The following is a 22,707-nucleotide window of genomic DNA, read 5'->3' on the forward strand; positions in this document are numbered from 1 at the left end:
CGGATCAAGCTCCTCTCGCCCTACGCATGCGCGGGTCGACAAACATGCAGATCACGTCAACCATCAGGTTGACGACAACGAAGAACACCACGAACAGCAACAGAACCGACTGCATGCCGACGAAGTCGCGGAAGCGGATTGCATCGATAAAGAAGGCGCCGACGCCGCGCAGCGCAAACACCGTTTCAACCACGATCGAACCGATGATCATCAGCGTGAACTGGGCGCCGAAGGTGGTCAGGAACGGGATGGCGATGTTGGGCAGAGCCTCGCGCATCAGCACCTGTGTCCTCGTGTAGCCCTTCGCGAAGCCCGTCGTGGCGAAGGGTCGCGACATGGCCTCCTGGAGGTTGACGCGGACGACGCGGCTCAGCACCGATGCCGGAAACAGGGCGATTGTCACCCACGGCAAGAGCCACGAGGTGAAGCCGCCGACGCCGAAGGTGGGCAGCCAGCCCAGCATCACCGAAAAGACGATGACCAGCAGCGCCGCCACGAAGAAGTTCGGCGTCGAGGCGCCGACCAGCGAGAAGGCGTGGAGGAACCGGTCCAACGCGCCACCATTGCTGACCGCACCGGCAACGCCGAGCGCCAGCGACAGGAAAAAGGCGAGAATGCCGCCGCCCGCAAGCAGCGCCGCCGTCATCGGGATTCTGGCGGCGAATTCCTGCGCGATCGGCTTGCCGGTGCGCAGCGAGACGCCGAGATCGCCGGTGATAGCGCTGAAAAGCCATCGGCCGTAGCGGACCGGCAGCGGATCATAGAGCCCGAGGTCCTCGCCGATCTTCTTGATCATTTCGGCATCCGCGCCCGGGCCTGCCGCACGCTCGGCCATGAGCGCGGCGACGTTGCCCGGCGCCGCGGCAACCATTGTAAAGGTCAATGCCGATGCCGCCACGACAAGCAGACAGGCAAGCAACATCCTTCGCAGAATCGTGCGTCTCATCGGAACTCCCCCAGGAGATTCGAGGCGTTCAGGCCTTCAGCGTGATCGCCTTGAACGGCAGGTCGTAGTCCGTCGCGGGAAGCGCGAAGTTCTCGACGCGAGGATTGTGCGCCCACAGCCGCTGGCTGACAACGAGCGGGCAGATCGCCCGGTTGTCGTGCAGCCAGTCGTAGAGCGCCTGCATCTTGGCTTCGCGTTCGTCGCCGCTCGCTTCGAGCGCGGCCTTGACCACGCCATCAAGCTCCGGGGAAACATAGATCTTGCCGTCCGGCCCGCTGTCGGCGGTGGATACGAACGCGTTGCCGAGCGTGCCGTGCGGATCATAGGGCGCGCCATAGGTGGTGAAGAAGGCAAGATCATATTCGAACGCCGGGCGACGGTCGTGCATGGTGGCGTTGTCGACTGACGAGACCTGAACCTGGAAGCCGACCTCGGACAGCTGACCCTGGATCATCTCGGCGATGCGGCGCGAACCCGGCAGCGATTCCTCCGATACGAGGAAATCGATCGCCAGCGGCGCGCCCTCCTTGCTCCAGGCGCCTCCGCTTTCGCTCCAACCGCCATCGGCAAGGATTTTCCTGGCCGCGGCGACGTCGCGTACCGGCACGTTATGCCGCTTGCCCGAGGAAGGCACGTTGGTCGGAAAGAGATCCGCCGCCGGATCTGCGTAGCCTTCGAACAACACCTTGGCGATCGCGGCGCGGTCGACCGAGACATAGATGGCCTCGCGCACGGCCTTGTCGGCCATCATCTTGGCCTTCGGCGAATAACCGAGCAGCATGGTTGCGGTGCCGGCCTCGGCCACCACTTTCATGCCGTCCTTTTCAAGCGCGCGGGCGCGGCGCGGCGACAGCGTCGCCACCCAGTCGCCGCCGATCACGTCGAGGTCGCCGGAACGCAGCGCGTTGGCGCGGGCGAGTTCGTCGGGAACCACCTTCAGTTCCATGCGAGCAAACAGTGGCTTCTCGCCCCAGTATTTGTCGTTGCGCACCAGCACGGTGCCGGAGGAATCGTAGCTTTCGACGATCCACGGTCCGGTGCCGACCGGAGCGGTCTGCTTGCCGCCGGCGTCGACCGCCTTCGGCGACAGGAAGCGCACCGGACGCACTATGGTGAGCTCCAGCAAGGCGGCGGGCACCGGACGCTTTAGCTTGATCGTCAACTTGCTGGGTCCATCGGTGACGATGCTGTCGAATGCGTCGGACACACCGATCCATGAGAAATCCGCGACGCCCAGCCAGCGTTTGAGATTCCATTCCGCGGCGGTCGAATCGAAGGGCGTGCCGTCACTGAAGGCAACACCTTCGCGCAGGTCGAAGGCGATCGAAAGCTGGTCGCCGGCGACAGCCCACTTGGTGGCGAGCCCGGGCTCGAGCGCGCCGTCCTGGCCATAGTGTATGAGGGCGTCGAACACGACCGTGTAGGAACTCAGCGTGGAGACGTTTTGCAGCAGGTCGAGATCGCCGGTTTCGGCGGCAATGGCGACCTTCAACGTTTCATGCCCCTCCGAGTACGCGGCGCGTGGAAACGCGGCAATGAAGGCCAGGCCGGCTGTGGAGGCCAGGAAATTGCGGCGGTCGAGAGTCATCATGTTAGTTCCCCTTTTTGTTTGATTGGCAACGATCATGTGCACGCTTGCTAATTTGTATAGACATAAGACATAAAGTCGGAAAACCGTTTGAGAGTTTTACCCCAGCGACCCACTTGGTCGCGGTTGCGGCCTACAGCCAGTTCAGCGCCGCCGCCGAGAGCGCGAGATAGCGGCCGGCTTTCGCCATCGTGACGATCGCAACGAAGCTCCAGAGCGGCTCGCGCAGAACACCGGCCATCATCGTCAGCGGATCGCCGATGACGGGAACCCAGCTCAGCAACAGGCTCCATCGTCCGCAACGGCGGTAGCGCGCCGCGGCGCGATCGAGCGCAGTGGGCTTGACCGGAAACCATTTGCGGTCGCGAAAGCGGTCGATGCAGCGGCCGAGCAGCCAGTTGACAACCGAACCAAGCACGTTGCCGATCGTCGCGACCAGGATCAGCGCCGCCGGTGACTGGCTTCCGGTCAGCAGCAGGCCGGCCAGCACCGCCTCTGACTGCAGCGGCAGAATTGTCGCTGCGGCGAACGCGGTGAGGAACAGCGCGCCGAAGGCACCAACATCTCCCAGCATTGGGGCCGCTCAGCTCGCTTTCGGCCATTTTGGGTGCCTATCGTTAACGACATAACCATGCGCATGCTCGAAGCCTGCTTCGGTCCAGACGGCGTCCTCGAGGTGCGAATGCCCGTCAGACAGATCGTCATGGGCGTGGCTGAGAACGTCGGGATCGTGACGCGGCCACAACCACATCGCGGCAAAGAGTGCCGCGGCGCCAATGACGCCAAGCAGGATAAAGGTGAAGGGCAGGCCCATCGCCGCGCCGACGAGTCCGGCGATCGGATAGGTGATGAGCCAGCAGGCGTGCGAAAGCGCGAATTGCGCGGCAAACAATGCCGGCCGGTCGACGGGATCGGCCGAGCGCTTGATCAGCCGCCCAGACGGGGTCTGCGCCAGCGAATAGCCGAGCCCGAGCACGAACCAGAGCGGCAAGAGCAGCTGATAGCTGATGGCAAACGGCCCTGCGAACACGCCGGCAACCAGCAGGCCGGCGCCTGACAACATCGCAACCCGATCCGGGATGCCGTCCAGCAGCCGCGGCAGGACCAGCGCCGCGATCATCGAGCCGCCACGAAGGCGGCAAGGGCAAATGCCGTGTCGCTCTGGGAGAGGTCGAATTTTGCCTGCACCAGGACCACCGTGTTGACGATCACCATGGCGCTGGCCGCCGCGACGGCAAGATTAAGGGCCAGCAAACCGCGCAAACGCGGCGTCGTCAGATAGATGCGGATCCCGCCCGTCGTGCGTTCATAGATGCCGCGCGGCTCGGAGGGCTGCGGGCTGGGCAGCACCACGGAGACGACCAGCGCCGCTGACGCCAGGAACCCGACAACCGTGCCGGCGAACAGGCTATGGAAGCTTATGACCGAAAGCAGCGCCGCCGCGAGGAGGGGGCTGACGACGCTTTCCAGGTCGTAGGCCAGTCGCGAGAGCGACAAGGCCCGTGTGTAGTCCTTCTCTTCGGGCAGCACGTCAGGGATCGAAGCCTGGAAGGTCGGGGTGAAGCCGGCTGACGCCGACTGCAGGATGAAGATGAGAAGATATATCTGCCAGACTTCGGTGACGAAGGGCAGGAATACGGCAACCCCTGCCCTGATGAGGTCGAGCGAAACCAGCATGGTACGGCGTGGTAGGCGCTCGGCGAACGCGGCGGCAACGGGCGCCACGCCGACATAGGCGATCATCTTGATGGCAAGCGCCGTGCCGAGCACCGCGCCGGCATCGGCGCCGGCAAGGTCATAGGCCAGCAGCCCGAGCGCCACGGTGGCAAGGCCAGTGCCAATCAGGGCGATGACCTGGGCCAGGAAAAGATGGCGATAAGTGCGATTGGCAAGGACTTGCAGCATATGTCTGTCTTCTTGGAGGAGCGATGGGTCGTTGATCTGTGGCGATTGAATGGCGGGCCTGATCTCAGTGATGGTGGCCTTCCGGCTCGACCATTTTGAACGGCAGCACCTGCTCGCGACCCTTCGCGGCCAAGACCAGCCTCGCCTGGAACTCATGCGGCTCAGCAGGAGCCACGGTGCTCTCAAGGCGATGATGGTTGTCGGCGATGGGTTCGAGGCGAAGCGTCTCCGGCCCGCCAGGCCTATCGATGATCACCGTTGCCATCAGATCGTCGGCATGCCGGTCGATGGTCAGCCGCATCCGCTCGCCAGCCGGCGTGTCGACGATTTCCAATGTCCCGGCAGCCAGATCGCAGTCGACCTTGAAGGGCTCCGGCGCATGATGACCATGTGAGTGAGAGGGTTCCGTGCCCGTCGCGGCAGACCCGGCCGAACTCTCCAGACGAACATTCGCTTCAGCCAACGCCGGCAAGTGGGCGAACAGTTCCTCCTTGAGGGCTTCGGTGACGCCCATCACGTCCTTGGCCGTCGCCGCGTCGGCGACACTGATGGCGACGTCGGCATGCAGGCGATGGCCGATCCAGCGCGCCTGCACGCTTTGGACACGTTCGATACCGGACACATGCTCGGCGGCATGATGGATTTCATCGACGATGCCGGGCTCGACACCGTCGAGCATGCGCGTGAGGACTGCCTTCGAAGACTGCCAGACGATCGCGAAGATGGCCACCGTGATCAAGAGCCCGATGATCGGATCGGCCAGCGGAAACCCCAGCCATACGCCGATAGCACCCAGCACAACCGCCAGACTGGTAAAGCCGTCGGTGCGCGCATGGTAGCCGTCGGCGATCAGCGCCGCGCTGTTGATCTCGCGGCCGACCCGGATACGGAACACTGCAACGGCCTCGTTGCCTAAGAAACCTATAATGCCGGCTATGGCGACCCAGCCAAGAAATGCGATCGGCTGCGGATTGATCAACCGGTCGATCGCCTCGTAGCCGGCAACGATGGCGCTGAACAAGATGATGAGGACAATCAGAATGCCGGCCAGATCTTCGACGCGACCCAGCCCGTAGGTGAACGTCTTGCTCGGTTTGCGACGGGCCAGCATGAAGGCGACCCACAATGGGATGGCGGTGACCGCGTCGCCGACATTGTGGATCGTGTCGGCCAGCAGCGCCACGCTGCCGGAGAGGAACACAACCACCAACTGCAGCGCCGCCGTGATGGCCAGAACGACGAATGACCATTTAATCGCCCAGATGCCGCGCGTCGTCGTGGCGATCGTCGGGTCGATGACGCCATGCGTGTGGCCATGGCCGCCCTCGCCGTGATCATGTCCGTGGCCGCCCATGCCTTGCGTCATCGGGCCGAACCCGAACCAATCGCGAACTTTGTCCATCATGGCGCTTCTCACAGGTACTTGGTGATATCCTTGAACTCGTCGATCGAGCGGCGCTGCTCGAGCGCCAGCGGTCCGACGACGTCTTCAAGGCAGTGGTTGAGGTGGTCCTGGATCAGCGTCTTCTTGGCCTGGGCGATGGCCTTCTCCACGGCATGAAGTTGCTGGGCGATGTCGAGGCACGGTCGCCCGGCCTCGATCATCTCGACGATCCCGCGCAGATGGCCGTCGGCGCGCTTCAGCCGCTTGATGATGGCAGGATGGGTTTCGTGGACGTGGGGACGCTCATTCATGCCCTTGATGCTATCCCCCCCGAGAGGATATTCCAAGCCTCAAAGTGGCCTCGATTCTGGTGCATGCCACCATTCGTTAGGATTTTAGAGAATAATCGTTAAGCATGCCGAATTGGATCCCTAGCACAGCCTTTCGTCTCATCGTCGCGTTCGCGATGACTCTCGGCGTGCTGCTCTCCCCAGTGGGTAGTTCGGCCTCGCATAGCCCGATTGCGCTCGCTGCCGCCGAGGCAGCGCGTCACGCAGAGCTGACAGCACAGATCGGAAAACACGGCCACAGCCATGACGATGGCGAAGCCGATGAGCAGAGCTTTGGTCATACCCACGGCCACAATCCGGCCGACCACACCCATGAAACGGCGAGCACGCTTCCGGGCTTCGCGCAGCCAGCACCGCCGATAGGCCGGAGCTGGCTGGTTTACCCGCCTTCGTTTGCCGACCTAGAAATCCGTTTCCGGCTTGAGCGCCCTCCCAGGCAGATCGTCATCGCATGATCGCGGCCGCACGCGCGGCCATCCTCAACGACGACGATTGGAATTCTCATGCAAGGATCCTTCTACAAGGGTCCGCCACGCACGCCTTGCGCGCGCTGGCGGTTTGCCCTTCCTGTGCTCATTGCTCTCCTGACCCTCCCATTGCTTGGGTGGACTGCCCTCGCCCATGCCGTTGCCGAAGGCGACAAGGGCTATATCCAGGAGATCACGGGCATCAATCTGCTGCCCTTCATCTATCTCGGCGCCAAGCACATGGTGACGGGATACGACCACGTCCTGTTCCTGTTCGGCGTGATCTTCTTCCTCTACCGGATGAAGCACATTGGCATCTATGTGAGCCTGTTCGCGCTCGGCCATTCCACGACCATGCTGCTTGGCGTCTATTTCAACGTTGGCATCAACAGCTACATCATCGACGCGATCATCGGCCTGTCGGTCGTCTACAAGGCGCTCGACAATATGGGTGCCTTCCAGAGGTGGCTCGGCTTCCAGCCGAACACCAAGATCGCGACGCTGATCTTCGGCTTTTTCCACGGCTTCGGCCTGTCGACGAAGATCATCGAATACAACATCTCGCCCGACGGGCTCGTGCCCAACCTACTTGCCTTCAACGTCGGCGTTGAGGTCGGTCAGCTTCTGGCGCTCGCTGCTATCCTTATCGTCATGGGCTACTGGCGCCGGACCGACAGTTTCTGGCGCCACGCATACACCGCCAACACCATCATGATGACCGCCGGGTTTGTGCTGATCGGCTATCAACTCACCGGCTGGGTCGTCTCCTGAACCTCCAAGTAAAGATCAAAAAAGGAATTCTCCCATGTACAACACAGACGTCCCGACCCGCGCTGAACTGCCGACATCCATGCAGCTCCTCCGATCTACCCTCATCGCCATTGTCGCGGCAGCGGCCATCCTTGTGACCATCGTGCTGCCGGCCGAATACGCCATCGATCCCACCGGCGTTGGGCGAGCGCTCGAGCTCACCGAGATGGGCGAGATCAAGACACAACTCGCCGAAGAGGCCGAGCAAGACCGCCTTCGCGAATTGCAAAACGGCACGCCGACCGCAGTGCCAGGCCAAGATCAGCAGTCGAGTCTTCTGGAGCGCGTCTTCGCTGAACTGGTGATTGGTTCCGCCTCTGCCCAGGAACTGCGGACGGACGAAATGTCGGTCACCCTCAAGCCCGGCGAAGGAGCTGAGATCAAGCTCGTCATGGCCAAGGGCGCAAAGGCAAACTACTCTTGGACAGCCAATGGCGCGGCGGTGAACTTCGACACCCATGGTGACGGCGGCGGCGAAAACATCTCATACGAGAAGGGACGCGGTGCTGCAGAGGACGAGGGCGTACTTGAGGCAGCCTTTGACGGCAATCACGGTTGGTTCTGGCGCAACCGCACCGGTGCCGACGTCACCGTGACGCTGAAGACGAATGGCGCGTACACCGACATCAAACGCATGATGTGATCGATACGGCACGTCTTATCCGGCGCCGTTTGGCGCCGGGGGAGATCAAGCAGGTGAAATAGCCAACTCGGACCAACACAGTTTGATAATATCCAACCTGTGTTGGTCCCCTTCGGATGTCGTTGGTTAGAATCAGCTCGCAATGATGTAACAGGAGCGTCGCGCTAGCTTCCTCAAAGCGTAATCACGCCGCATTGGCCGCGAGCGCGCTCAAAACCCCTTGCGGCAAAGGGCTTCAAGATCCGTCTTTGTCATGTTCTCGATGCCGAGCCCAGGAAGAATATCATTATCTCCCTTGAGATCCCGGCCATAAGCCGCCGACAATATGGAAATTCCGGATTCATGGAGAACCGCCGGATTTCCGCTGATCTTCCCCAGGACTGCGGTTGGTAACAGGCCGAACGGAACGTCCTCGAGAATATAGCGGCTCTCGATAGTCGTCGGGCCAAAGCCGCCACGACCTTGGCGATCCATCTCCAGGTTCATTTCCGAAACGGTGCTCATGGGGACGTGGAACGACAATGAAAAATGTTCCTGGACGGTACGAACCGCGATACCGAAATTGCCAGCTATGGCCAATCGTTCGGCATCCAGAGCCTCGATGAAGCGACCAACGGCAGGAGTGACATTTCCCCCCTGGCTCCATCGCTCGGCCCTCTCCATTCGTGTGAGATTGAGAAGGGCAATTCCCAGATGGTTCTGCGGATTGAGGTTGCTGAGCGCAATTGCCAGCAGACCATCGCGCTTGACGAAACGATCGCCGAACAAGGCCGTGCAAAGCTTGTACCCTTGATCGAGCGCATCGAAAGGCAGCGTCGCAACATCAAGCTTCTGGCGAATGGAAGTGACCTGGACTTCTGTTGGTCCGAGCTGGCGGCCGGTCAAGAGCGTTGTGCCCCAAACGACGATCGGCAACCTGACCTTGCGCTCGGCTAACCGCTTGGAGAGATACAGCGCGCCGAACGAACTGTGCGAACTGACGATGACAGGAATACCATCTGCCAGGTGAGGGACCGCGGCATCCATCACCATCTTGTGGCCGTAAGCGGGAAGCGCGATCACCACCACATCCGCGTGATCGATGGCATCTTTACAATCATTGGCAATACGCACCGGCACCGTCGCCTCGATATCCCCCGTCGCCTTCAATAATTCGCCAGTCGCCAACGTTCTGGTGCGGTCTCCCGACGGTGACCAAAGTGTTGGCGTATGTCCCGATTGTGCCAAATAGGCCGCAAGGCCATAGGCAATTGCTCCAGCGCCCAGAATACTCACGCGCATAACATTCCTCCTGTCGCCGGCTTTATGGTTCGAGAATCCTTGCCGTCCCCGCCTACAAGTTTTTTCATCGGGAGGATCCGAATTGAAGTCACGTCGGTTGCCATCAGCCGTTTCGATCAGGACTCCGGCTCTGAGCCGGCAAACGCCGCAACGACTATTAGTTTCCGCTTGACATATATCAAAAATGAATGAGACGATGTCAATCATACGAATTACGCATGTAGGGAGAACATGGAAACCCGGGACCTTCAGACCTTCCTTGCGGTTGCTGCCAGCGGCAGCATCACCAAGGCGGCTGACATGCTCGGGCGTTCCCAACCTTCGGTGACACGCACCATTCAGGAGCTCGAGGCCGAACTTGGCTTCGAATTGCTGCATCGGATCGGTCGACGGGTGCAGCTGTCTGAAGAGGGTGTCGCATTCGAGGAGGAAGCGCGGCGATTGTTGATGTCTTTCACCGAACTTGCAGCGCGGGCCAAGATGATCGCCGCCGGCCGTGGGCGGATCCTGCAGATTGTCACAACCTCCGCGATCGGCACCGGCTTGATCCCGGCGGCCCTGGCCGAGCTCAAGGGTGTCGAGCTTCCGCACGAGACGCATCTCGGGCAGTTTCTTCCCTCGATCGTCGCCCAGGAAGTGCGCAGCGGACGTGCCGAGATCGGGTTTTCAAGCCTGCCGCTCGATACGCCCGGTCTGGATGTCCTACGGCTCTATTCGGCGCCTGATGTTGCTGCCGTGCGGGAGGACGATGCGCTGGCTGAACTTGATGTCATACCGCTTTCGGCTTTTGCGGGTCGTCGCGTGGCTACGTTGCTCAATCCGCTGCGGTTTCAGTTGCATGTCGCCAAGGCACTCGCTGCCCGGGGCATCGACACCGGCCCGGTGATCCGGACCAATACTGCCTACGGCGCGTTGCAGATCGTGCGCCATACTGGTGTCGCGGCCGTCATCGATCCCCTCACGGCCTATGGCGTCGCCCTGCCTGGGGTCGTCATTCGCCCGATCGATGTAACCGTTCTCTTTTATTGGGGCGTTGTGGCTGCCTCAAAACGTCCCCTTCGCCCAGTCGCGCAGGCGCTGATGGATGCGGTCGAAGCGGTGGCTGAACGGTCGATCGTCGGTTTCAAGAAGCTCGATCCAGCTTTGGCCAGCCAATTGGTGAACGATCCCGCGTCGGGCACAAATAACGGAACTGGAATATGAAGCATACTCCCACCCCGGCAGCATCGACGGGCCTTGCCGCGTTGGAAGCCCAGCTTGCGCAGGATCTCGACTTTGTCGAGCTGCCCGCCAAGCCCTGGGTCCCCACACGCATGCATGAGGGCGCCCCGGTCCGTGATGTCGTGGTCATTGGCGCTGGCATGTGCGGACTTGCTGCCACGGCAAAGCTGGTGCTGGCAGGGATCACCAATGTCGTCGCCTATGATGCGGCGCCGGCTGGGCTCGAAGGACCGTGGATAACGTTTGCCCGCATGCAAACACTCCGGTCGCCGAAGACCCTGCACGGTCCGTCGCTCGGCTTGCCGCAATTGACGTTCCGCGCCTGGTTCACGGCGCAATGGGGCGTCGACGCCTGGCGGTCGCTGGACAAAATCCCCAAGGGCCAGTGGATGGATTACCTGGTCTGGTACCGCAAGGTTCTTGCTCTGCCTGTGCGCAACGGCGTGCGCATGACCGGCGTCGCACCGGTTGGTGATCTGATTGCGATCGATATCGAAGGCGCGGAATCCGGCCGGGTTCTCACCCGTCATCTCGTTCTGGCCACCGGCCGCTCTGGTCTGGGCGGTTTTGCCGTGCCCGATTTCCTCAGGGGCATCGATCGCGCTTATTGGGCCCATTCTGCGGACGAGATCGATTTCGACGCGCTGCAAGGTAAGCGTGTGGCGGTCATCGGCGCCGGTGCCTCGTCCATGGACAATGCCGCAACCGCACTCGAGGCGGGCGCCGGATCTGTGGACATGTTGATCCGGCGCAAGGAAATGCCGCGCATCAACAAGCTGACCGGAATCGGCAGTCCGGGTGTTGTACTCGGCATGCATCAATTGCCCGATGCCTGGAAGTGGAAGTTCTTCGACTACACCGCCTCAACCCAGACGCCGCCGCCGCGTTCATCGACGCTTCGCGTTTCTCGCCACCCCAATGCCCGGTTCTTTCTCGACTGCGGCATCGTCGCGGTCACGGAAGATGCGGGAGGCCTGCTTATCGAAACCACCCAGGGGCTGATGCGCTACGACTTCCTGATCGCGGCAACCGGCTTTTCAAACGACTTCAACGGCCGCCCGGAATTTGCAGCCATCGCGCCACATATCCGCACCTGGTCGGATGGCCGATATACACCGGACATGGGGCCGGCGCGTGCAGGCATGTCCGATGCACCGGACCTAGGTCCCGCCTTCGAGTTTCGTGAGCGCGTCCCCGGCTCCTGCCCGATGCTGTCGCATATCCACTGCTTCAACGACGCCGCCATGCTGACGCACGGCAAGGTCTCCGGTGATATCCCAGCCGTCAGCGCGGGTGCCGACCGTTTGGTCCGCGGCATTGCCGCATCGCTGTTTGCCGAAGATGTCGAAACCCACTTCGCCAACCTGATCGCTTACGACACGCCCGAACTTCTGGGCGACGAATGGGTCGATTCAACACCCTTGTTGGAGAAGGAGGCCGCGCTGTGATCGACGCAATGGACAAGGCCGCCGGTCTATCACCGCACGATGCGCTTTTCAGCGCGCGTCGGTTTCGGCCTGAATTCGTGCTGGGGGCCGAGGAATGTCGCCTCTCCGTCCTGCAGCCAGCAAACGACCAAGGGCTTGCGCCTAATTTGCGGGTTGCTCTGGCCCGTCGCATGGCCGCTCTGAATGCCGATCCGGTCCTGATGGCCGAATTTGATGTGCAGCTGGCTCAGCTCGATCCGACTGAGCAGCTTCTGGCCTTAGCCCAGGGGGAAACGGATTTGGAAGAGCCATTGGCGACCATCGCACGTCATGTGGACCTGATTACGCTGACACCGAAAAAGGCGGAAGCGGGCCACATCGCCCTGCTCGCCCAAGCTGGATTGAACAATCCTCAGATCGTCGCCCTTTCCGAGCTCATCGCCTTCGTCAATTTCCAGACGCGGGTGGCAACCGGCCTGCGATTGTTGAGGACGGCATGATTTCCGCGGTGCGCCTGAAGCCATTGAATTGGCATCCGTACATAGCGCCGGTCGAGCTATCCGAGGCCACGCCGGAACAGCTTGAAGCGATGAAGGTCACGCCATCAGCCAAGAAAGTTTCGGAATATGTGCGCACCCTTGCGCATGACCCTGAGAGCTACCTTGCCCGCACCATCTTGTTCAACGCCATCATGTATGTCGAAGGCGGGCTTGCCCGCCCTGACCGCGAGCTTGGTGCATTAGGTGCGTCCATCGTCAATGGCTGCAAATTCTGCGCCGTTGTTCACGCCCGCAGGCATGCAGAGCTGACCAAGAACGACGAAGTGGTCACCGCGCTCTATCTCGATAAACCTGAAGCGCTCGGCCCACGCGATGCGGCAATCTACAGTTTTGCCCGCCGCCTGTCGGCGGCCCCGTCGGAAGCGACGGCAGACGATATCGCCGCGCTTCGATCAGTCGGCATGGACGACCGCGAGATTATCGACCTGATCCACGCCATATCGATCTTCGGCTGGGCAAACCGGCTGATGCACGTTCTCGGCCATGCGGAGAGCGGGTGATGATGTCGCATGCGGTCGAAGCAGTCCGTCTCACACTTTCCGAAGGGACAACCAGCAATGCTTGAACTCAAAGATGTAAAGCTGTCTTACGGAAGCACGCAGGTTCTGAACGGCGTCAATCTCTCGGTAAAGCGGGGTGACGTGGTTTCGATCATCGGCCCCAGCGGCACCGGCAAGACCACGTTGCTGAAATGCATCAACTACCTGGCCAAGCCGTCGTCAGGAACCATCGCGTTCGATCAGATCCGGATGGATTACCAGCGTGCCGACAAGGTCGCTGTCCAGGCGATCCGGTTGCGAACGGCGATGGTCTTTCAACAATTCAACGTCTTCAAGAACATGACGGTCCTGCAGAACGTGATGGATCCACTGGTCGTCGTGCAGCGCAAGTCCGCGGACGAGGCGCGGGAGATCGCCTTGCGGGAGCTCGAGCGGGTCGGCCTCACCCCGAAGCGAGACAGCTATCCCTCCCAACTGTCGGGCGGCCAGCTCCAGCGCACCGGCATTGCGCGCGCCCTGGCAGTTCGTCCCGACGTGATACTCTTCGATGAGCCTACGTCATCGCTGGATCCAGAACTCGTCGGTGAAGTCCTGAAGGTGATCAAGGACGTCACCTCGTCAGGGATCACTTCGCTGCTTGTGACCCACGAGATGCAATTCGCAAGGAACATCTCCAACCGGATCGTCTTCATGGACCGTGGCGTGGTCGCCGCCGATGGCAGCCCGGCTGATATCTTCGACGCGCCTTCCAGCCCACGACTTGCTCAATTCCTGCAGTCAGAACTCGCTTTTCAATAATCCAACAACAAGGGAACCTAAGAAATGTCTGTAATCACATCCCGCTTTTCCCGTCGTCATGCCCTGGCTGTCGTCGGCGGCATCGCAATAGCCCTTGCAACCGCAGGAGTCAGTTATGGTCAGACCGTTCGGACAATCAAGATCGCGACGTCTGCCGAATCCAAGCCGCTGGCATGGGGCGCGATCGGCGTCGAGCCGCAAGGCTATGAGCCCGATCTCCTGAGGGCGATCAACGCAAAGCTGCCGCAATACAAGTTCGAGATGGAAGGTGTCTCTGACATCGCGCAGGAAACTGGCCTCGCCACGGGCAAGTACGACATCGCGGTGGGTGGCTACTACAAGTCGCCCGAGCGCTCCAAGCAGTTCTTCATTCCGGAAAATCCCATGGGCGCCAGCCTGATGAAGATCTACAGCAAGAAAGACAGCGGCATCAAGGAAATGAAAGACCTGGTCGGCAAGAGGATCGTTCCGACCACGGCCGGCGGTGGAACCTACAAGTTCATCATGAACTGGCAGAAAGAAAACCCGCAATACAAGCTCGATGTCACGGCATCGAGTGCAGGCATTCCCTACCCGAACCGGCTGGACGAAGTTCAGAACGGCAAGTTCGACGCTCTCGTCTTGCCGTCCAATCTCGGTGAGCAGACCGTCATCGAGCAAAAGAAACTCGATATCGTGGCGTCCGAACCAGTGTTCAGCAACAACACCTACATGCTGATCCACAGATCAGACGAGAACAAGGTTCTGGCTGACGATGTGAACAAGGTTCTCAAGGAATTGAAAGACGACGGCACGATCGAGAAGCTCTCGCAGAAGTGGTTCGGCGAGGGCATCGTCCAGTACATGAAATAGCACGGCCGTTGAGGGCCATATTCGCTAGTCAGCGGCAAGGCTGAATTGCAAGAAGGAGCGTTTCAAAGTGGATGTATCTGCTATGATTCCCGAGTTGCTAACGGCACTGCCGCTGACGCTCGCCATCACGTTTACGGCCCTCATTTCCGGGTTCTGTCTGGCTCTCATCGCGACAACACTCCGTGTTCGCAGGGTGCCACTGATCAGTCACCTGGTGGACCTCTACGTGTCCTATGCCCGGAGCGTTCCTGTCGTCCTGCAGCTGTTCGTCGCGTTTTATGGGCTTCCGCTGTTGGTGATCCTGTTCGGCGCCAAAGATTTTATTTCGCCGACGATGGCTGCCATGGTGGGGTTGAGCCTCTACCATGGAGGATATCTGTCGGAAGTCATGCGGCCTGCATATCTTGCCGTCGATCGCGGCCAGCACGATGCGGCCGATAGCCTTGGATATACGTTCCGGCAGAAAATTACTCGCGTCGTCGGCCCGCAAGGGGTGCACTTCGCACTACCGGGCTACGGGAACTCCGTCATCTACCTGATCCATAACGTTGCGCTGGTCATGTACATCGGCGCCGCCGACGTCATGGCGACTGCGCATTTGATCATGGAGCGCGACTACAACCAGTTCCAGTTCGAAACCTACCTCGTCCTGGCGGTCATCTATTCGCTGATGTGCCTGGTCGCATGGCTCATCGTGCGCTTCTTCGAGCTTCGATCACCGATGCAAGCGCCAGAGGCAACGACAACAACTCAGATCAAGAACGAGCTCCTCGCGAGCGTCTGACGTAAGGGTATTCAACCATGTTTGATACCGATATTTTGCTCCAGGACACGCAGGAAATTCTGAGTGCCGTACCCGTGACCGTTGGAATGGCACTCTTGATTTTCGTCCTGTCGACGATAGTCGGCAGCATATTCGCGCTGATCGAATACAGACGGGTGCCGGTTCTGCGAGAGCTCATCATGACTTACAAGATCGTCTTCAAGGGCGTTCCAATGGTCATCGTGATTTTCCTCGCCTATTTCGGTCTGCCGCCCGCATTCCAGTTCCTGTTCTCGTTGCTCGGGATCAACTTCAACGCTCACGAAACCCCCAATTGGGTCATTCTTGTCGTTGCGATTACCGGCTGTGTCGCCGCGTTCCAATCCGAGATTATCAAGGGAGCCCTGAATGCATTCGACACCGGTCAGTCGGACGCGGCCCATTCGCTCGGCTATACGGGCGGCCAACTGTTTCGACGTATCCTGTTTCCCCAGGTGGCCCTCACGGCAATTCCCGACCTGACGACTTCGATGATGGTCATCATGAAGGCGCTTTCTCTCGGATTCGCCATCGAGGTCGTCGATATCTTCGCCCAGTCCCAGCTGACCGCCGCCCTGAACTACTACTACCTCGAAGCCTTCGTGATTGCCGTCGTGATCTACATGGTGATTGCCTATATCGTCACACAGATTGCCGACAGGCTGGAGCAGGCGTTGAGGGTGCGGACGTGAGGCGAATGTGGGATAGAATCGTCAAGCTTCGGATATCGAGCCGCACCTGGGAGGCAATTCTTTCGGGGATGAAAAGCTTGAGGAGAAACCCAAGTAGCCGATGCATGTACCGCTGAATGCCGACTGAAGCACCGATCGCGCCGACGCAACGTTGCGACTGTGCCGACCAGAGGAATCCGGTCTCCGGCTACTGGCATGGAGATCCCCAAGCCGTATTCGGCGCCGCGAGTACGCATCAATATTGGAGAACCTGGGCCTCTCCGTCTCCCACGCCGGTTTATCCGACTTGTCTCACGTCGTATTCCTGCAGGATACCCGCTTTGATCCGACCAGCGAAATGACAACTTGCGAGATTCGATTCCGACAAGCTGTTGACCGGAGGCGATGTCTCACAAACACTTGGCACGGCAGGGCAGCGCGTACGAAAACGGCATCCGGTCGGCCGATTCACAGGGCTTGGCACATCTCCCTTTAGAATGATCCGCTGACGTTCGCGCTCCTCAACTGGATTTGTCGACGGGACCGCGCTGAGCAGCGCCTGTGTATACGGATGTGCGGGCTGGCTATAGAGCGCGCCGCTCTCACCTTCTTCCATGACGCGGCCGAGATACATCACGTAGACGCGCTGTGCGGCCTGGCGAACGATGGCCAGATCGTGCGCAATGAGAAGACATGACATTCCGAAATCATCGCGCAGCTTCAGAAACAGGTTCATGATCTGCGCTCTGACCACGCATGCGCATCGGCTTCACCCCTCGGGAGATTTGCGCTCGCTTGTCGGGCCTTGCCTTCGATCTCGATCTTGCTCCGCGCTTGAAGATCGAAGCGCACCGTTACGGTGCGCATGCGTGCATGCAGCACATCGTCCAGCGTGCCGCGCATTTCATGCAGATAGGTCAGAGACGACTTCCCAACCTTTTCGACAACCGAGCGAATGGTGACCAAGGTTCCAACCGCGGTTTCGTGCGCATAGTCGATCTCCATCCTGACGTCCGCCCAGCCGAGAGTCGGCGTTAGATTGGGAGCGGCAATCCTGCCCAGCAGTTGAAAGCTGGCATCATCGAACATGGCGACGTAGTGACGAACGTTGAGATGGCCCATCGCGTCGCACATCCAAGGGTGCACGACGCCGACATAGGTTTCAATGCCGGGCGCGGTCAAAACCCGACCTCGTTGCCACCCTTGAGATCCAGCAGCTGCCGCGCCTCTTCGGGCGTCGCTATTTCAAGCGAGAGTTCGCCAAGGATTCGCTTGATCTTGGCGACCTGCTCGGCATTGCTCTTGGCAAGCGCGCCCTTGCCGACATAGAGACTGTCTTCCAGCCCAACCCGCACATTGCCGCCCATGATCGCTCCCATCGTGCAAAGGTTCATCTGATGCTTGCCGGCTGCAAGGATCGACCAGAGATAGTCGTCTCCGAACAGTCGCTCCGCCGTCCTGCGCATATGCATCATGTCTTCGGGGTCAGAGCCGATTCCACCTAGAAGTCCGAAGATCGTCTGGACGAAAAGCGGTGGCTTCAGCAGCTTGCGGTCGAGAAAGTGCGCCAGCGTGTAGAGGTGACTGACATCATAGCACTCGAACTCGAACTTCGTCCCATAGGCCTGGCCGACCTCGACGATGATGCGCTCGATCTGCTGGAACGTGTTGGAGACGATGCCGTTCTTGGTGTCCTCGAGATAAGGCTTTTCCCAGTCGAACTTCCATTCGGTGTATTTTGGCGCGATGTGGTGCAAGGCAAAATTCATCGACCCCATGTTGAGCGAGCAGAGTTCGGGCTTGGCGGCATGAGCGGCTTCGAGACGTTCGTCGAGCGTCATCTTGAGGCCGCCGCCGGTAGAAATGTTCATCACCGCGTTGGTTTGCTGCTTGATGCGCGGCAGGAAGTCCATGAAGAGCTTGGGATCGGGGGTCGGTTTGCCCGTCTCGGGGTCGCGGGCATGCAGATGGATCACCGAGGCGCCAGCTTCGGCTGCGCCGACGGCGGCATCGACGATCTCTGACGGCGTTATGGGCAGATGCGGGCTCATCGTCGGCGTGTGGATCGAGCCGGTGACCGCACAGGTGATGACGACTTTCGGCGATTTCTTCATGGTTAGAGTCTCCCTTGTCTGCCTTTTGTTGTTATCTATCGAGCGCGAGGCAATCCTCACGACCACAGCCCAGCCGGATCGCCGTACCTGGATCGAGCTTCGGCTGAGACGATGAAGTGGCTAGCTTGACGATGAATTTCTGGCCGCTCGCGGTCGCGGCGACGAGCCGGACATGATCGCCGACGTAGATTGATTGAACGACCGTCGCCGGAATCTCGTTGAGCGCCGTGACGCCGTCCTGCAGAACGGACAGGCGCTCGGGCCTTATCGACAGCGTCACCCTGACACCCGCAGAAAGCGCAGCACCGCAGGACATGGCGTTCAACACAACGTCGCCGTCGTCGAGGCGGACGGATACGCCGCCATCCTCGCTCCCGGCCAGCACGGCACCCAACATGCGGTTGCTCTCGCCGATGAAACTTGCGACAAAGCTCGCCGCGGGACGCTCGTACAGTTCGCGCGGCGTCGACAGTTGCTCGATGCGGCCGGCGCTGAACACTGCGATCCGGTCCGACATGGTCAGCGCTTCAGTCTGGTCGTGCGTGACGTAGACGAAGGTCACGCCCAGCCGGGCGTGAATATCCTTGATCTCGAACTGCATCTGCTCGCGCAGCTGCTTGTCGAGGGCGCCAAGCGGTTCGTCCATCAAGACAAGATTTGGTTCGAAAATCAGGGCCCGGGCAACCGCCACGCGTTGTTGCTGCCCGCCCGAAAGCTGCGCTGGCCGCCGATTGCCGAATTCGGGCAACTGGACCATGTCGAGAACGTTCCCGACACGTCGCCTGACCTCCTCGCGGCCAAGTTTGCGGACCTCGAGCGGGAAAGCCAGATTTTCGGCGACCGTCATGTGCGGGAAAAGCGCGTAGTTCTGGAACACCATGCCGATGCCGCGACGATTGGCGGGAACGTTGTCGATGCGCTGACCGTCAATGAGAATTTCGCCCTCGGTCGTATCTTCGAATCCTGCCAGCATCATCAACGCCGTCGTCTTGCCGGACCCGGAAGGGCCTAGCAGCGTCAGGAATTCGCCGCGCATGATTTCCAGGTCGAGCTGGCGCACCGCTTGGACCGCATGCCCGTAGCGCTTGCTGACGCCGCGAAACTCGACGTGAACCGGCCCACGCGGAGATCCGCCCATCACCGAGCCTGCGCCTTCGGATCACGGCGCACCGAAGTCGAGCGCTTTCGAGCAGGCTGCGCCTCAGCCGCCGCCGCGGCGCGAAGAATGATGTCGGCGGCCTCGCGCAGATCGGCCACCAAGGCCTTGCGCGCAGCCGCGCCATCGGCGCGACGCAGCGCCGCGAGCATTTCGTCGTGATGGTCCAGGCCCAGGCCGTAGGTCACGTCCGAGCGGACGATGTTCAAAAACGGTCCTGCCTGCAGCCACAATTTCTCGATGATCTGCTGGATGAGAGGTGACCGCGCGGCATGGTACATCGTGAAATGGAACCGCCTGTTCAGGCCGAGATAGTTAGCCATGACGTTGCTCTCGACGCACTCGCGCATCAGGCTGTTCAGCTTCGCCAATTCATCGAGTTCTTCGGGCGTGATGGTCGTCGCAGCCCATTCGGCCGCGGTCCCTTCGACGCTGCAGCGCACACGCACGAGATCCGAAATACGCGCCACCGTGGCCTCGGGGACGATGACGCCCCGGTTTGGGTGGTCGAACATCGCCTCGTCGCTGACGAGTTGCCGCAAGGCCTCGCGCACCGGCATGGCGCTGGTCCGGTACTGTTCGGCAAGCTGTCGCACGACCAGTCTTTGGCCGGGCAGGAAGTCACCGTTCATCAGTGCTTCCTTCAAGCCCGTATGGACACGAACATGAGCTGTCTTTTGCGCGGCCGAGCCGGCGGTGGCATCCTTGCGATCGAGCATCAGTTTGTCCGGCGGGGCAGTATTTTGAGGTTGCTCGACAGGAAATCGTCGAATGCGGCGGCGAAGCCGTCGAGTTCGGCGTCGCCAAATGGCAGTGACAACGCCAGCATGCCGCGCGGCGTCACGTAGTACCCTCGCAACAGCATCTCGATATGCCACAGCGCAATCACCGATGGATCGGCATCGTCGAGCCGCGCCGGCTTGTCCACCGGCCCCCTGACGAAATGCAGGTTCATCAACGACCCGCGCCCTATGACGATGCCCTCGACGCCATGTCGTTCAAGGGAGACGTTCATCGCTTCACGCAAGCGATCGCCGCGCGCATTGATGGCGCGGCTCGCCTCTTGCGTCAGCACCTGCGTCAGACCGGTGAAACCAGCAGCCATGCTGAGAATATTGTTGTTGAACGTCCCGCCATGCGAGAACGCACCAGGCAAAGCCGGATCGAAGCGGTCGACGAGGTCGGCGCGTCCACCGAATGCGCCAAAACTCGCACCGCCGCCGATGTACTTTCCGAGCGTCACGAAATCGGGAAAAATTTCATGCGCACCATGGAGCGCTCGATAGTCGAGGCGCGAGGTCATGACCTCGTCGAAGATCAGCAGCGCGCCGGTCTCCTTCGTCGCTGTGCGCAGCGCCTGCAGGAACTCGCGTGTCGCCGGGATGCAGCCGCCGCCGCCCATCATCGGTTCGACGATGACGGCGGCAAGCTCGTCGCCCTGTTCCTTGATGAGCGCCACGGCGCCTGCACTATCGTTGTAGTCGGCGAAAACAAAGGGGAAAGGCAAATTGAGCGGTGAGCCGCCATGCGCAAAAGTCAGTACGCCGCCGTGATAGCCTTCCCGGAAGGCGAGTATCTTCGAACGCTTCGTGATGGCGCGAGCGGCGGAAATCGCCATGATGTTCGCCTCGGTGCCCGAGTTGCAGAAGCGCACGCGCTCGATGGCTGGAAAACGCTCGACCACCGCCGCTGCCAGGCGCGCCTCGTAGCGGTTGGGTGCACCCAGCATGATGCCGCCCTGTATGACGTCCACAAGGGCCGCCGAAATCGCCTTGTCGGAGTGGCCGTAGAAGCCGGCGCTGTATTCCGAGACCAGGTCGACATAGGTATGGCCGTCCAGATCGGTCACCCTGCAGCCCTCGCCGGAGACGAACGAAACAGGGAATGGCGGGTACCAAAGTACAGCCCTCGTATTGCCGCCCGGCAACGATGCCGCGGCCTCGTTCTGACGCGCCAGGCTGTTTGGGTTGGCGTCAGCGAAACACTGTCGCGCCTCGTCCAGAACAGCAGCGAGACTGACATTGGCGCGCACGTCTCTAGTGCCTTGCAGCATTCGATCAAATCCCCTTGTCTTTTTAACTTTTTTGCACCCTATCGCAAATTCCTGTTGCTAATCAATCCATTTTGCGTTTGAAATTTGATCAAATCCGCAACGATAAGAAAGGGGAACTGCGATGAGGACTTATCTGCAAGCCGTATCTGCCGCCGCTATCTGCCTCGCGACCTCGACTTTTGCCGCGTCCGCGGCCGATCCCGTCACGGTGGTCGGCTGGGGTGGTACATGGGACAAGGCCTACAAGGATGGAGTCTGGGACAAGTATACCGAAAAGACGGGCGTCCCGATCATCATGGAAGAGTGGGGCGGCGAGGTCGCCAAGGTGCGTGCCCAAGTGCAGGCGGGCAACATTACCTACGACGTCGTCTCGGTGGAAGCGCCCGCCATGGAGGTCGGCTGCGCCGAAGGCCTGTTCGTCCCGCTGACGCCCGAGATCACCGGCGACGCGGCGAATTATCTCCCAGGCACCCTGCATGAATGCGGTGTCGCGTCCGACACATGGGCAACGGTTCTTGCCTACAACACCGATGTCTATAAGGGCGACGCCGCGCCAAAGAGTTGGGCGGACTTCTGGAACGTCGAGAAATTTCCAGGAAAGCGCGGCCTCTACCAGCAAGCGCAGTTCACGCTGGAAAACGCGCTCATGGCCGACGGCGTGAAACGCGAGGACATGTACAAGGTGTTGGCCACGCCGGAAGGTGTCGACCGGGCTTTCGCCATGCTCGACAAGATCAAGCCGAACGTCGTCTGGTGGTCCACCACGACGCAGGGCATCCAGAACCTCGACAGCGGCGAAGTGACGCTCAGCGACGCGTTCAATGCACGCATCACCAACGAAGCCATCAACGAGAAGAAGCCCTACGCCATCGCGTGGGACGCCGGCTTCTTCTACGGCACCGACTACTGGGCCGTGGTGAAGGGCGCACCGCACCAGCAAGGCGGGCTGGATCTCCTCAAGTGGTTCTCCATCCCTGAAAACCAGGCCGGCTTCTCCAAGCTCTATGCCTATGGCACCGGCCGCAAGGAAGCCGCCGACCTCATTCCCGCGGACTGGAAGGCCAACCTGCCGACGTCGCCGGAGCACCTCCAGTACGGCGCCGCCTATGACAACGACTTCTGGACCGAGCACAAGGAAGCGTTGGAAGAACGCTTCAAGGCCTGGCTCGCGAAGTAACT

Annotated in this window: 24 protein-coding genes and 1 pseudogene; 12 read left to right on the forward strand and 13 right to left on the reverse strand. The window is 60.6% G+C overall.

Going from position 1 to position 22,707, the window contains the following annotated elements:
• Positions 1-4: 4 nt before the first annotated feature.
• The 6 genes and pseudogenes from AC3EMP_RS29560 to AC3EMP_RS29585 all read right to left on the reverse strand — a co-directional run bounded on the left by AC3EMP_RS29560 (position 5) and on the right by AC3EMP_RS29585 (position 6,134).
• On the reverse strand, positions 5-946 hold the full coding sequence (locus AC3EMP_RS29560; protein ID WP_352711310.1) for an ABC transporter permease: 942 nt from the start codon (positions 944-946) through the stop codon (positions 5-7).
• A 28-nt stretch (positions 947-974) separates the two neighbouring features.
• Positions 975-2,537, reverse strand: a complete 1,563-nt coding sequence (locus tag AC3EMP_RS29565) for an ABC transporter substrate-binding protein (protein ID WP_023804777.1) — start codon at positions 2,535-2,537, stop codon at positions 975-977.
• 130 nt (positions 2,538-2,667) lie between these two features.
• On the reverse strand, positions 2,668-3,108 hold the full coding sequence (locus AC3EMP_RS29570) for a YqaA family protein (protein ID WP_031197584.1): 441 nt from the start codon (positions 3,106-3,108) through the stop codon (positions 2,668-2,670).
• Between the two features lie 9 nt (positions 3,109-3,117).
• Positions 3,118-4,439: pseudogene (locus tag AC3EMP_RS29575) on the reverse strand (MFS transporter).
• 64 nt (positions 4,440-4,503) lie between these two features.
• Positions 4,504-5,844 carry a cation diffusion facilitator family transporter gene (locus AC3EMP_RS29580; RefSeq protein WP_023713973.1) on the reverse strand — a complete coding sequence of 447 codons (1,341 nt, stop codon included), beginning with the start codon at positions 5,842-5,844 and terminating at the stop codon, positions 4,504-4,506.
• 8 nt (positions 5,845-5,852) lie between these two features.
• Positions 5,853-6,134: a metal-sensing transcriptional repressor gene (locus tag AC3EMP_RS29585; RefSeq protein WP_023669876.1), complete on the reverse strand. Its 282-nt coding sequence runs from the start codon at positions 6,132-6,134 to the stop codon at positions 5,853-5,855.
• Between the two features lie 104 nt (positions 6,135-6,238).
• Here AC3EMP_RS29585 and AC3EMP_RS29590 point away from each other — a divergent pair, with 104 nt between their 5' ends.
• From AC3EMP_RS29590 to AC3EMP_RS29600, 3 genes are read left to right on the forward strand one after another with little or no spacing between them, the layout of a single operon-like run.
• Positions 6,239-6,628: a hypothetical protein gene (locus tag AC3EMP_RS29590; protein ID WP_023696825.1), complete on the forward strand. Its 390-nt coding sequence runs from the start codon at positions 6,239-6,241 to the stop codon at positions 6,626-6,628.
• Between the two features lie 48 nt (positions 6,629-6,676).
• A complete protein-coding gene (locus AC3EMP_RS29595) occupies positions 6,677-7,411 on the forward strand; it encodes a HupE/UreJ family protein (protein ID WP_023713974.1) in 735 nt (244 codons plus the stop codon).
• A 34-nt stretch (positions 7,412-7,445) separates the two neighbouring features.
• Positions 7,446-8,093 carry a transmembrane anchor protein gene (locus AC3EMP_RS29600; RefSeq protein WP_352711308.1) on the forward strand — a complete coding sequence of 216 codons (648 nt, stop codon included), beginning with the start codon at positions 7,446-7,448 and terminating at the stop codon, positions 8,091-8,093.
• Between the two features lie 210 nt (positions 8,094-8,303).
• Here the strand turns inward: AC3EMP_RS29600 and AC3EMP_RS29605 are convergent, their stop codons facing one another.
• Entirely contained in the window at positions 8,304-9,374 is a 1,071-nt protein-coding gene (locus AC3EMP_RS29605; RefSeq protein WP_031197587.1) for an NAD/NADP octopine/nopaline dehydrogenase family protein, read from the reverse strand.
• A 231-nt stretch (positions 9,375-9,605) separates the two neighbouring features.
• Between AC3EMP_RS29605 and AC3EMP_RS29610 the strand changes: the two genes are divergently transcribed.
• The 8 genes from AC3EMP_RS29610 (at position 9,606) to AC3EMP_RS29645 (ending at position 16,226) form a co-directional block, all read left to right on the forward strand.
• Entirely contained in the window at positions 9,606-10,577 is a 972-nt protein-coding gene (locus AC3EMP_RS29610; RefSeq protein ID WP_023669872.1) for a LysR family transcriptional regulator, read from the forward strand.
• Positions 10,574-12,043, forward strand: a complete 1,470-nt coding sequence (locus AC3EMP_RS29615; RefSeq protein WP_023669871.1) for an NAD(P)-binding domain-containing protein — start codon at positions 10,574-10,576, stop codon at positions 12,041-12,043. The genes AC3EMP_RS29610 and AC3EMP_RS29615 overlap by 4 nt, the downstream gene beginning before the upstream one ends.
• Complete coding sequence (locus AC3EMP_RS29620; RefSeq protein ID WP_023669870.1) at positions 12,040-12,522, forward strand: CMD domain-containing protein; 483 nt, start codon at positions 12,040-12,042, stop codon at positions 12,520-12,522. Before AC3EMP_RS29615 ends, AC3EMP_RS29620 begins: the two co-directional genes overlap by 4 nt.
• Positions 12,519-13,082, forward strand: coding sequence for a peroxidase-related enzyme (locus AC3EMP_RS29625; protein ID WP_023669869.1), 564 nt, complete (start codon positions 12,519-12,521; stop codon positions 13,080-13,082). Before AC3EMP_RS29620 ends, AC3EMP_RS29625 begins: the two co-directional genes overlap by 4 nt.
• Positions 13,083-13,139: 57 nt before the next feature.
• Entirely contained in the window at positions 13,140-13,880 is a 741-nt protein-coding gene (locus tag AC3EMP_RS29630) for an amino acid ABC transporter ATP-binding protein (protein WP_023669868.1), read from the forward strand.
• A 24-nt stretch (positions 13,881-13,904) separates the two neighbouring features.
• Positions 13,905-14,732, forward strand: a complete 828-nt coding sequence (locus AC3EMP_RS29635) for a transporter substrate-binding domain-containing protein (protein WP_023669867.1) — start codon at positions 13,905-13,907, stop codon at positions 14,730-14,732.
• A gap of 67 nt (positions 14,733-14,799) precedes the next feature.
• On the forward strand, positions 14,800-15,516 hold the full coding sequence (locus AC3EMP_RS29640; protein ID WP_023669866.1) for an amino acid ABC transporter permease: 717 nt from the start codon (positions 14,800-14,802) through the stop codon (positions 15,514-15,516).
• A 17-nt stretch (positions 15,517-15,533) separates the two neighbouring features.
• Positions 15,534-16,226 (forward strand): amino acid ABC transporter permease, encoded by a 693-nt coding sequence (locus AC3EMP_RS29645; RefSeq protein WP_023669865.1) that lies wholly within the window; start codon positions 15,534-15,536, stop codon positions 16,224-16,226.
• A gap of 277 nt (positions 16,227-16,503) precedes the next feature.
• Here the strand turns inward: AC3EMP_RS29645 and AC3EMP_RS29650 are convergent, their stop codons facing one another.
• The 6 genes from AC3EMP_RS29650 to AC3EMP_RS29675 form a co-directional block, all read right to left on the reverse strand.
• On the reverse strand, positions 16,504-16,941 hold the full coding sequence (locus AC3EMP_RS29650; protein ID WP_352711305.1) for an oligopeptide/dipeptide ABC transporter ATP-binding protein: 438 nt from the start codon (positions 16,939-16,941) through the stop codon (positions 16,504-16,506).
• Positions 16,938-17,387, reverse strand: coding sequence for an acyl-CoA thioesterase (locus AC3EMP_RS29655; protein WP_023669863.1), 450 nt, complete (start codon positions 17,385-17,387; stop codon positions 16,938-16,940). The genes AC3EMP_RS29650 and AC3EMP_RS29655 overlap by 4 nt, the downstream gene beginning before the upstream one ends.
• Positions 17,384-18,319 (reverse strand): 3,5-dioxohexanoate:acetyl-CoA acetone transferase, encoded by a 936-nt coding sequence (kce, locus tag AC3EMP_RS29660; protein WP_023713977.1) that lies wholly within the window; start codon positions 18,317-18,319, stop codon positions 17,384-17,386. Before kce ends, AC3EMP_RS29655 begins: the two co-directional genes overlap by 4 nt.
• 31 nt (positions 18,320-18,350) lie before the next feature.
• Entirely contained in the window at positions 18,351-19,379 is a 1,029-nt protein-coding gene (locus AC3EMP_RS29665) for an ABC transporter ATP-binding protein (RefSeq protein WP_023713978.1), read from the reverse strand.
• Positions 19,380-19,456: 77 nt separating this feature from the next.
• Positions 19,457-20,194: a GntR family transcriptional regulator gene (locus AC3EMP_RS29670; protein WP_023713979.1), complete on the reverse strand. Its 738-nt coding sequence runs from the start codon at positions 20,192-20,194 to the stop codon at positions 19,457-19,459.
• A complete protein-coding gene (locus AC3EMP_RS29675) occupies positions 20,194-21,528 on the reverse strand; it encodes an aspartate aminotransferase family protein (RefSeq protein WP_023713980.1) in 1,335 nt (444 codons plus the stop codon). The genes AC3EMP_RS29670 and AC3EMP_RS29675 overlap by 1 nt, the downstream gene beginning before the upstream one ends.
• A gap of 121 nt (positions 21,529-21,649) precedes the next feature.
• Here AC3EMP_RS29675 and AC3EMP_RS29680 point away from each other — a divergent pair, with 121 nt between their 5' ends.
• Entirely contained in the window at positions 21,650-22,705 is a 1,056-nt protein-coding gene (locus AC3EMP_RS29680) for an ABC transporter substrate-binding protein (RefSeq protein WP_023696855.1), read from the forward strand.
• Positions 22,706-22,707: the final 2 nt, after the last annotated feature.

It is taken from the genome of Mesorhizobium sp. P160219 (assembly GCF_057786095.1).

Coding starts and splice junctions, on each gene's coding strand:
- AC3EMP_RS29560 (WP_352711310.1), bottom strand. CDS start 946: ATGAGACGCACGATTCTGCGAAGGATGTTGCTTGCCTGTCTGCTTGTC.
- AC3EMP_RS29565 (WP_023804777.1), bottom strand. CDS start 2,537: ATGATGACTCTCGACCGCCGCAATTTCCTGGCCTCCACAGCCGGCCTG.
- AC3EMP_RS29570 (WP_031197584.1), bottom strand. CDS start 3,108: ATGCTGGGAGATGTTGGTGCCTTCGGCGCGCTGTTCCTCACCGCGTTC.
- AC3EMP_RS29580 (WP_023713973.1), bottom strand. CDS start 5,844: ATGATGGACAAAGTTCGCGATTGGTTCGGGTTCGGCCCGATGACGCAA.
- AC3EMP_RS29585 (WP_023669876.1), bottom strand. CDS start 6,134: ATGAATGAGCGTCCCCACGTCCACGAAACCCATCCTGCCATCATCAAG.
- AC3EMP_RS29590 (WP_023696825.1), top strand. CDS start 6,239: ATGCCGAATTGGATCCCTAGCACAGCCTTTCGTCTCATCGTCGCGTTC.
- AC3EMP_RS29595 (WP_023713974.1), top strand. CDS start 6,677: ATGCAAGGATCCTTCTACAAGGGTCCGCCACGCACGCCTTGCGCGCGC.
- AC3EMP_RS29600 (WP_352711308.1), top strand. CDS start 7,446: ATGTACAACACAGACGTCCCGACCCGCGCTGAACTGCCGACATCCATG.
- AC3EMP_RS29605 (WP_031197587.1), bottom strand. CDS start 9,374: ATGCGCGTGAGTATTCTGGGCGCTGGAGCAATTGCCTATGGCCTTGCG.
- AC3EMP_RS29610 (WP_023669872.1), top strand. CDS start 9,606: ATGGAAACCCGGGACCTTCAGACCTTCCTTGCGGTTGCTGCCAGCGGC.
- AC3EMP_RS29615 (WP_023669871.1), top strand. CDS start 10,574: ATGAAGCATACTCCCACCCCGGCAGCATCGACGGGCCTTGCCGCGTTG.
- AC3EMP_RS29625 (WP_023669869.1), top strand. CDS start 12,519: ATGATTTCCGCGGTGCGCCTGAAGCCATTGAATTGGCATCCGTACATA.
- AC3EMP_RS29630 (WP_023669868.1), top strand. CDS start 13,140: ATGCTTGAACTCAAAGATGTAAAGCTGTCTTACGGAAGCACGCAGGTT.
- AC3EMP_RS29635 (WP_023669867.1), top strand. CDS start 13,905: ATGTCTGTAATCACATCCCGCTTTTCCCGTCGTCATGCCCTGGCTGTC.
- AC3EMP_RS29645 (WP_023669865.1), top strand. CDS start 15,534: ATGTTTGATACCGATATTTTGCTCCAGGACACGCAGGAAATTCTGAGT.
- AC3EMP_RS29650 (WP_352711305.1), bottom strand. CDS start 16,941: ATGAACCTGTTTCTGAAGCTGCGCGATGATTTCGGAATGTCATGTCTT.
- kce (WP_023713977.1), bottom strand. CDS start 18,319: ATGAAGAAATCGCCGAAAGTCGTCATCACCTGTGCGGTCACCGGCTCG.
- AC3EMP_RS29670 (WP_023713979.1), bottom strand. CDS start 20,194: ATGCTCGATCGCAAGGATGCCACCGCCGGCTCGGCCGCGCAAAAGACA.
- AC3EMP_RS29675 (WP_023713980.1), bottom strand. CDS start 21,528: ATGCTGCAAGGCACTAGAGACGTGCGCGCCAATGTCAGTCTCGCTGCT.
- AC3EMP_RS29680 (WP_023696855.1), top strand. CDS start 21,650: ATGAGGACTTATCTGCAAGCCGTATCTGCCGCCGCTATCTGCCTCGCG.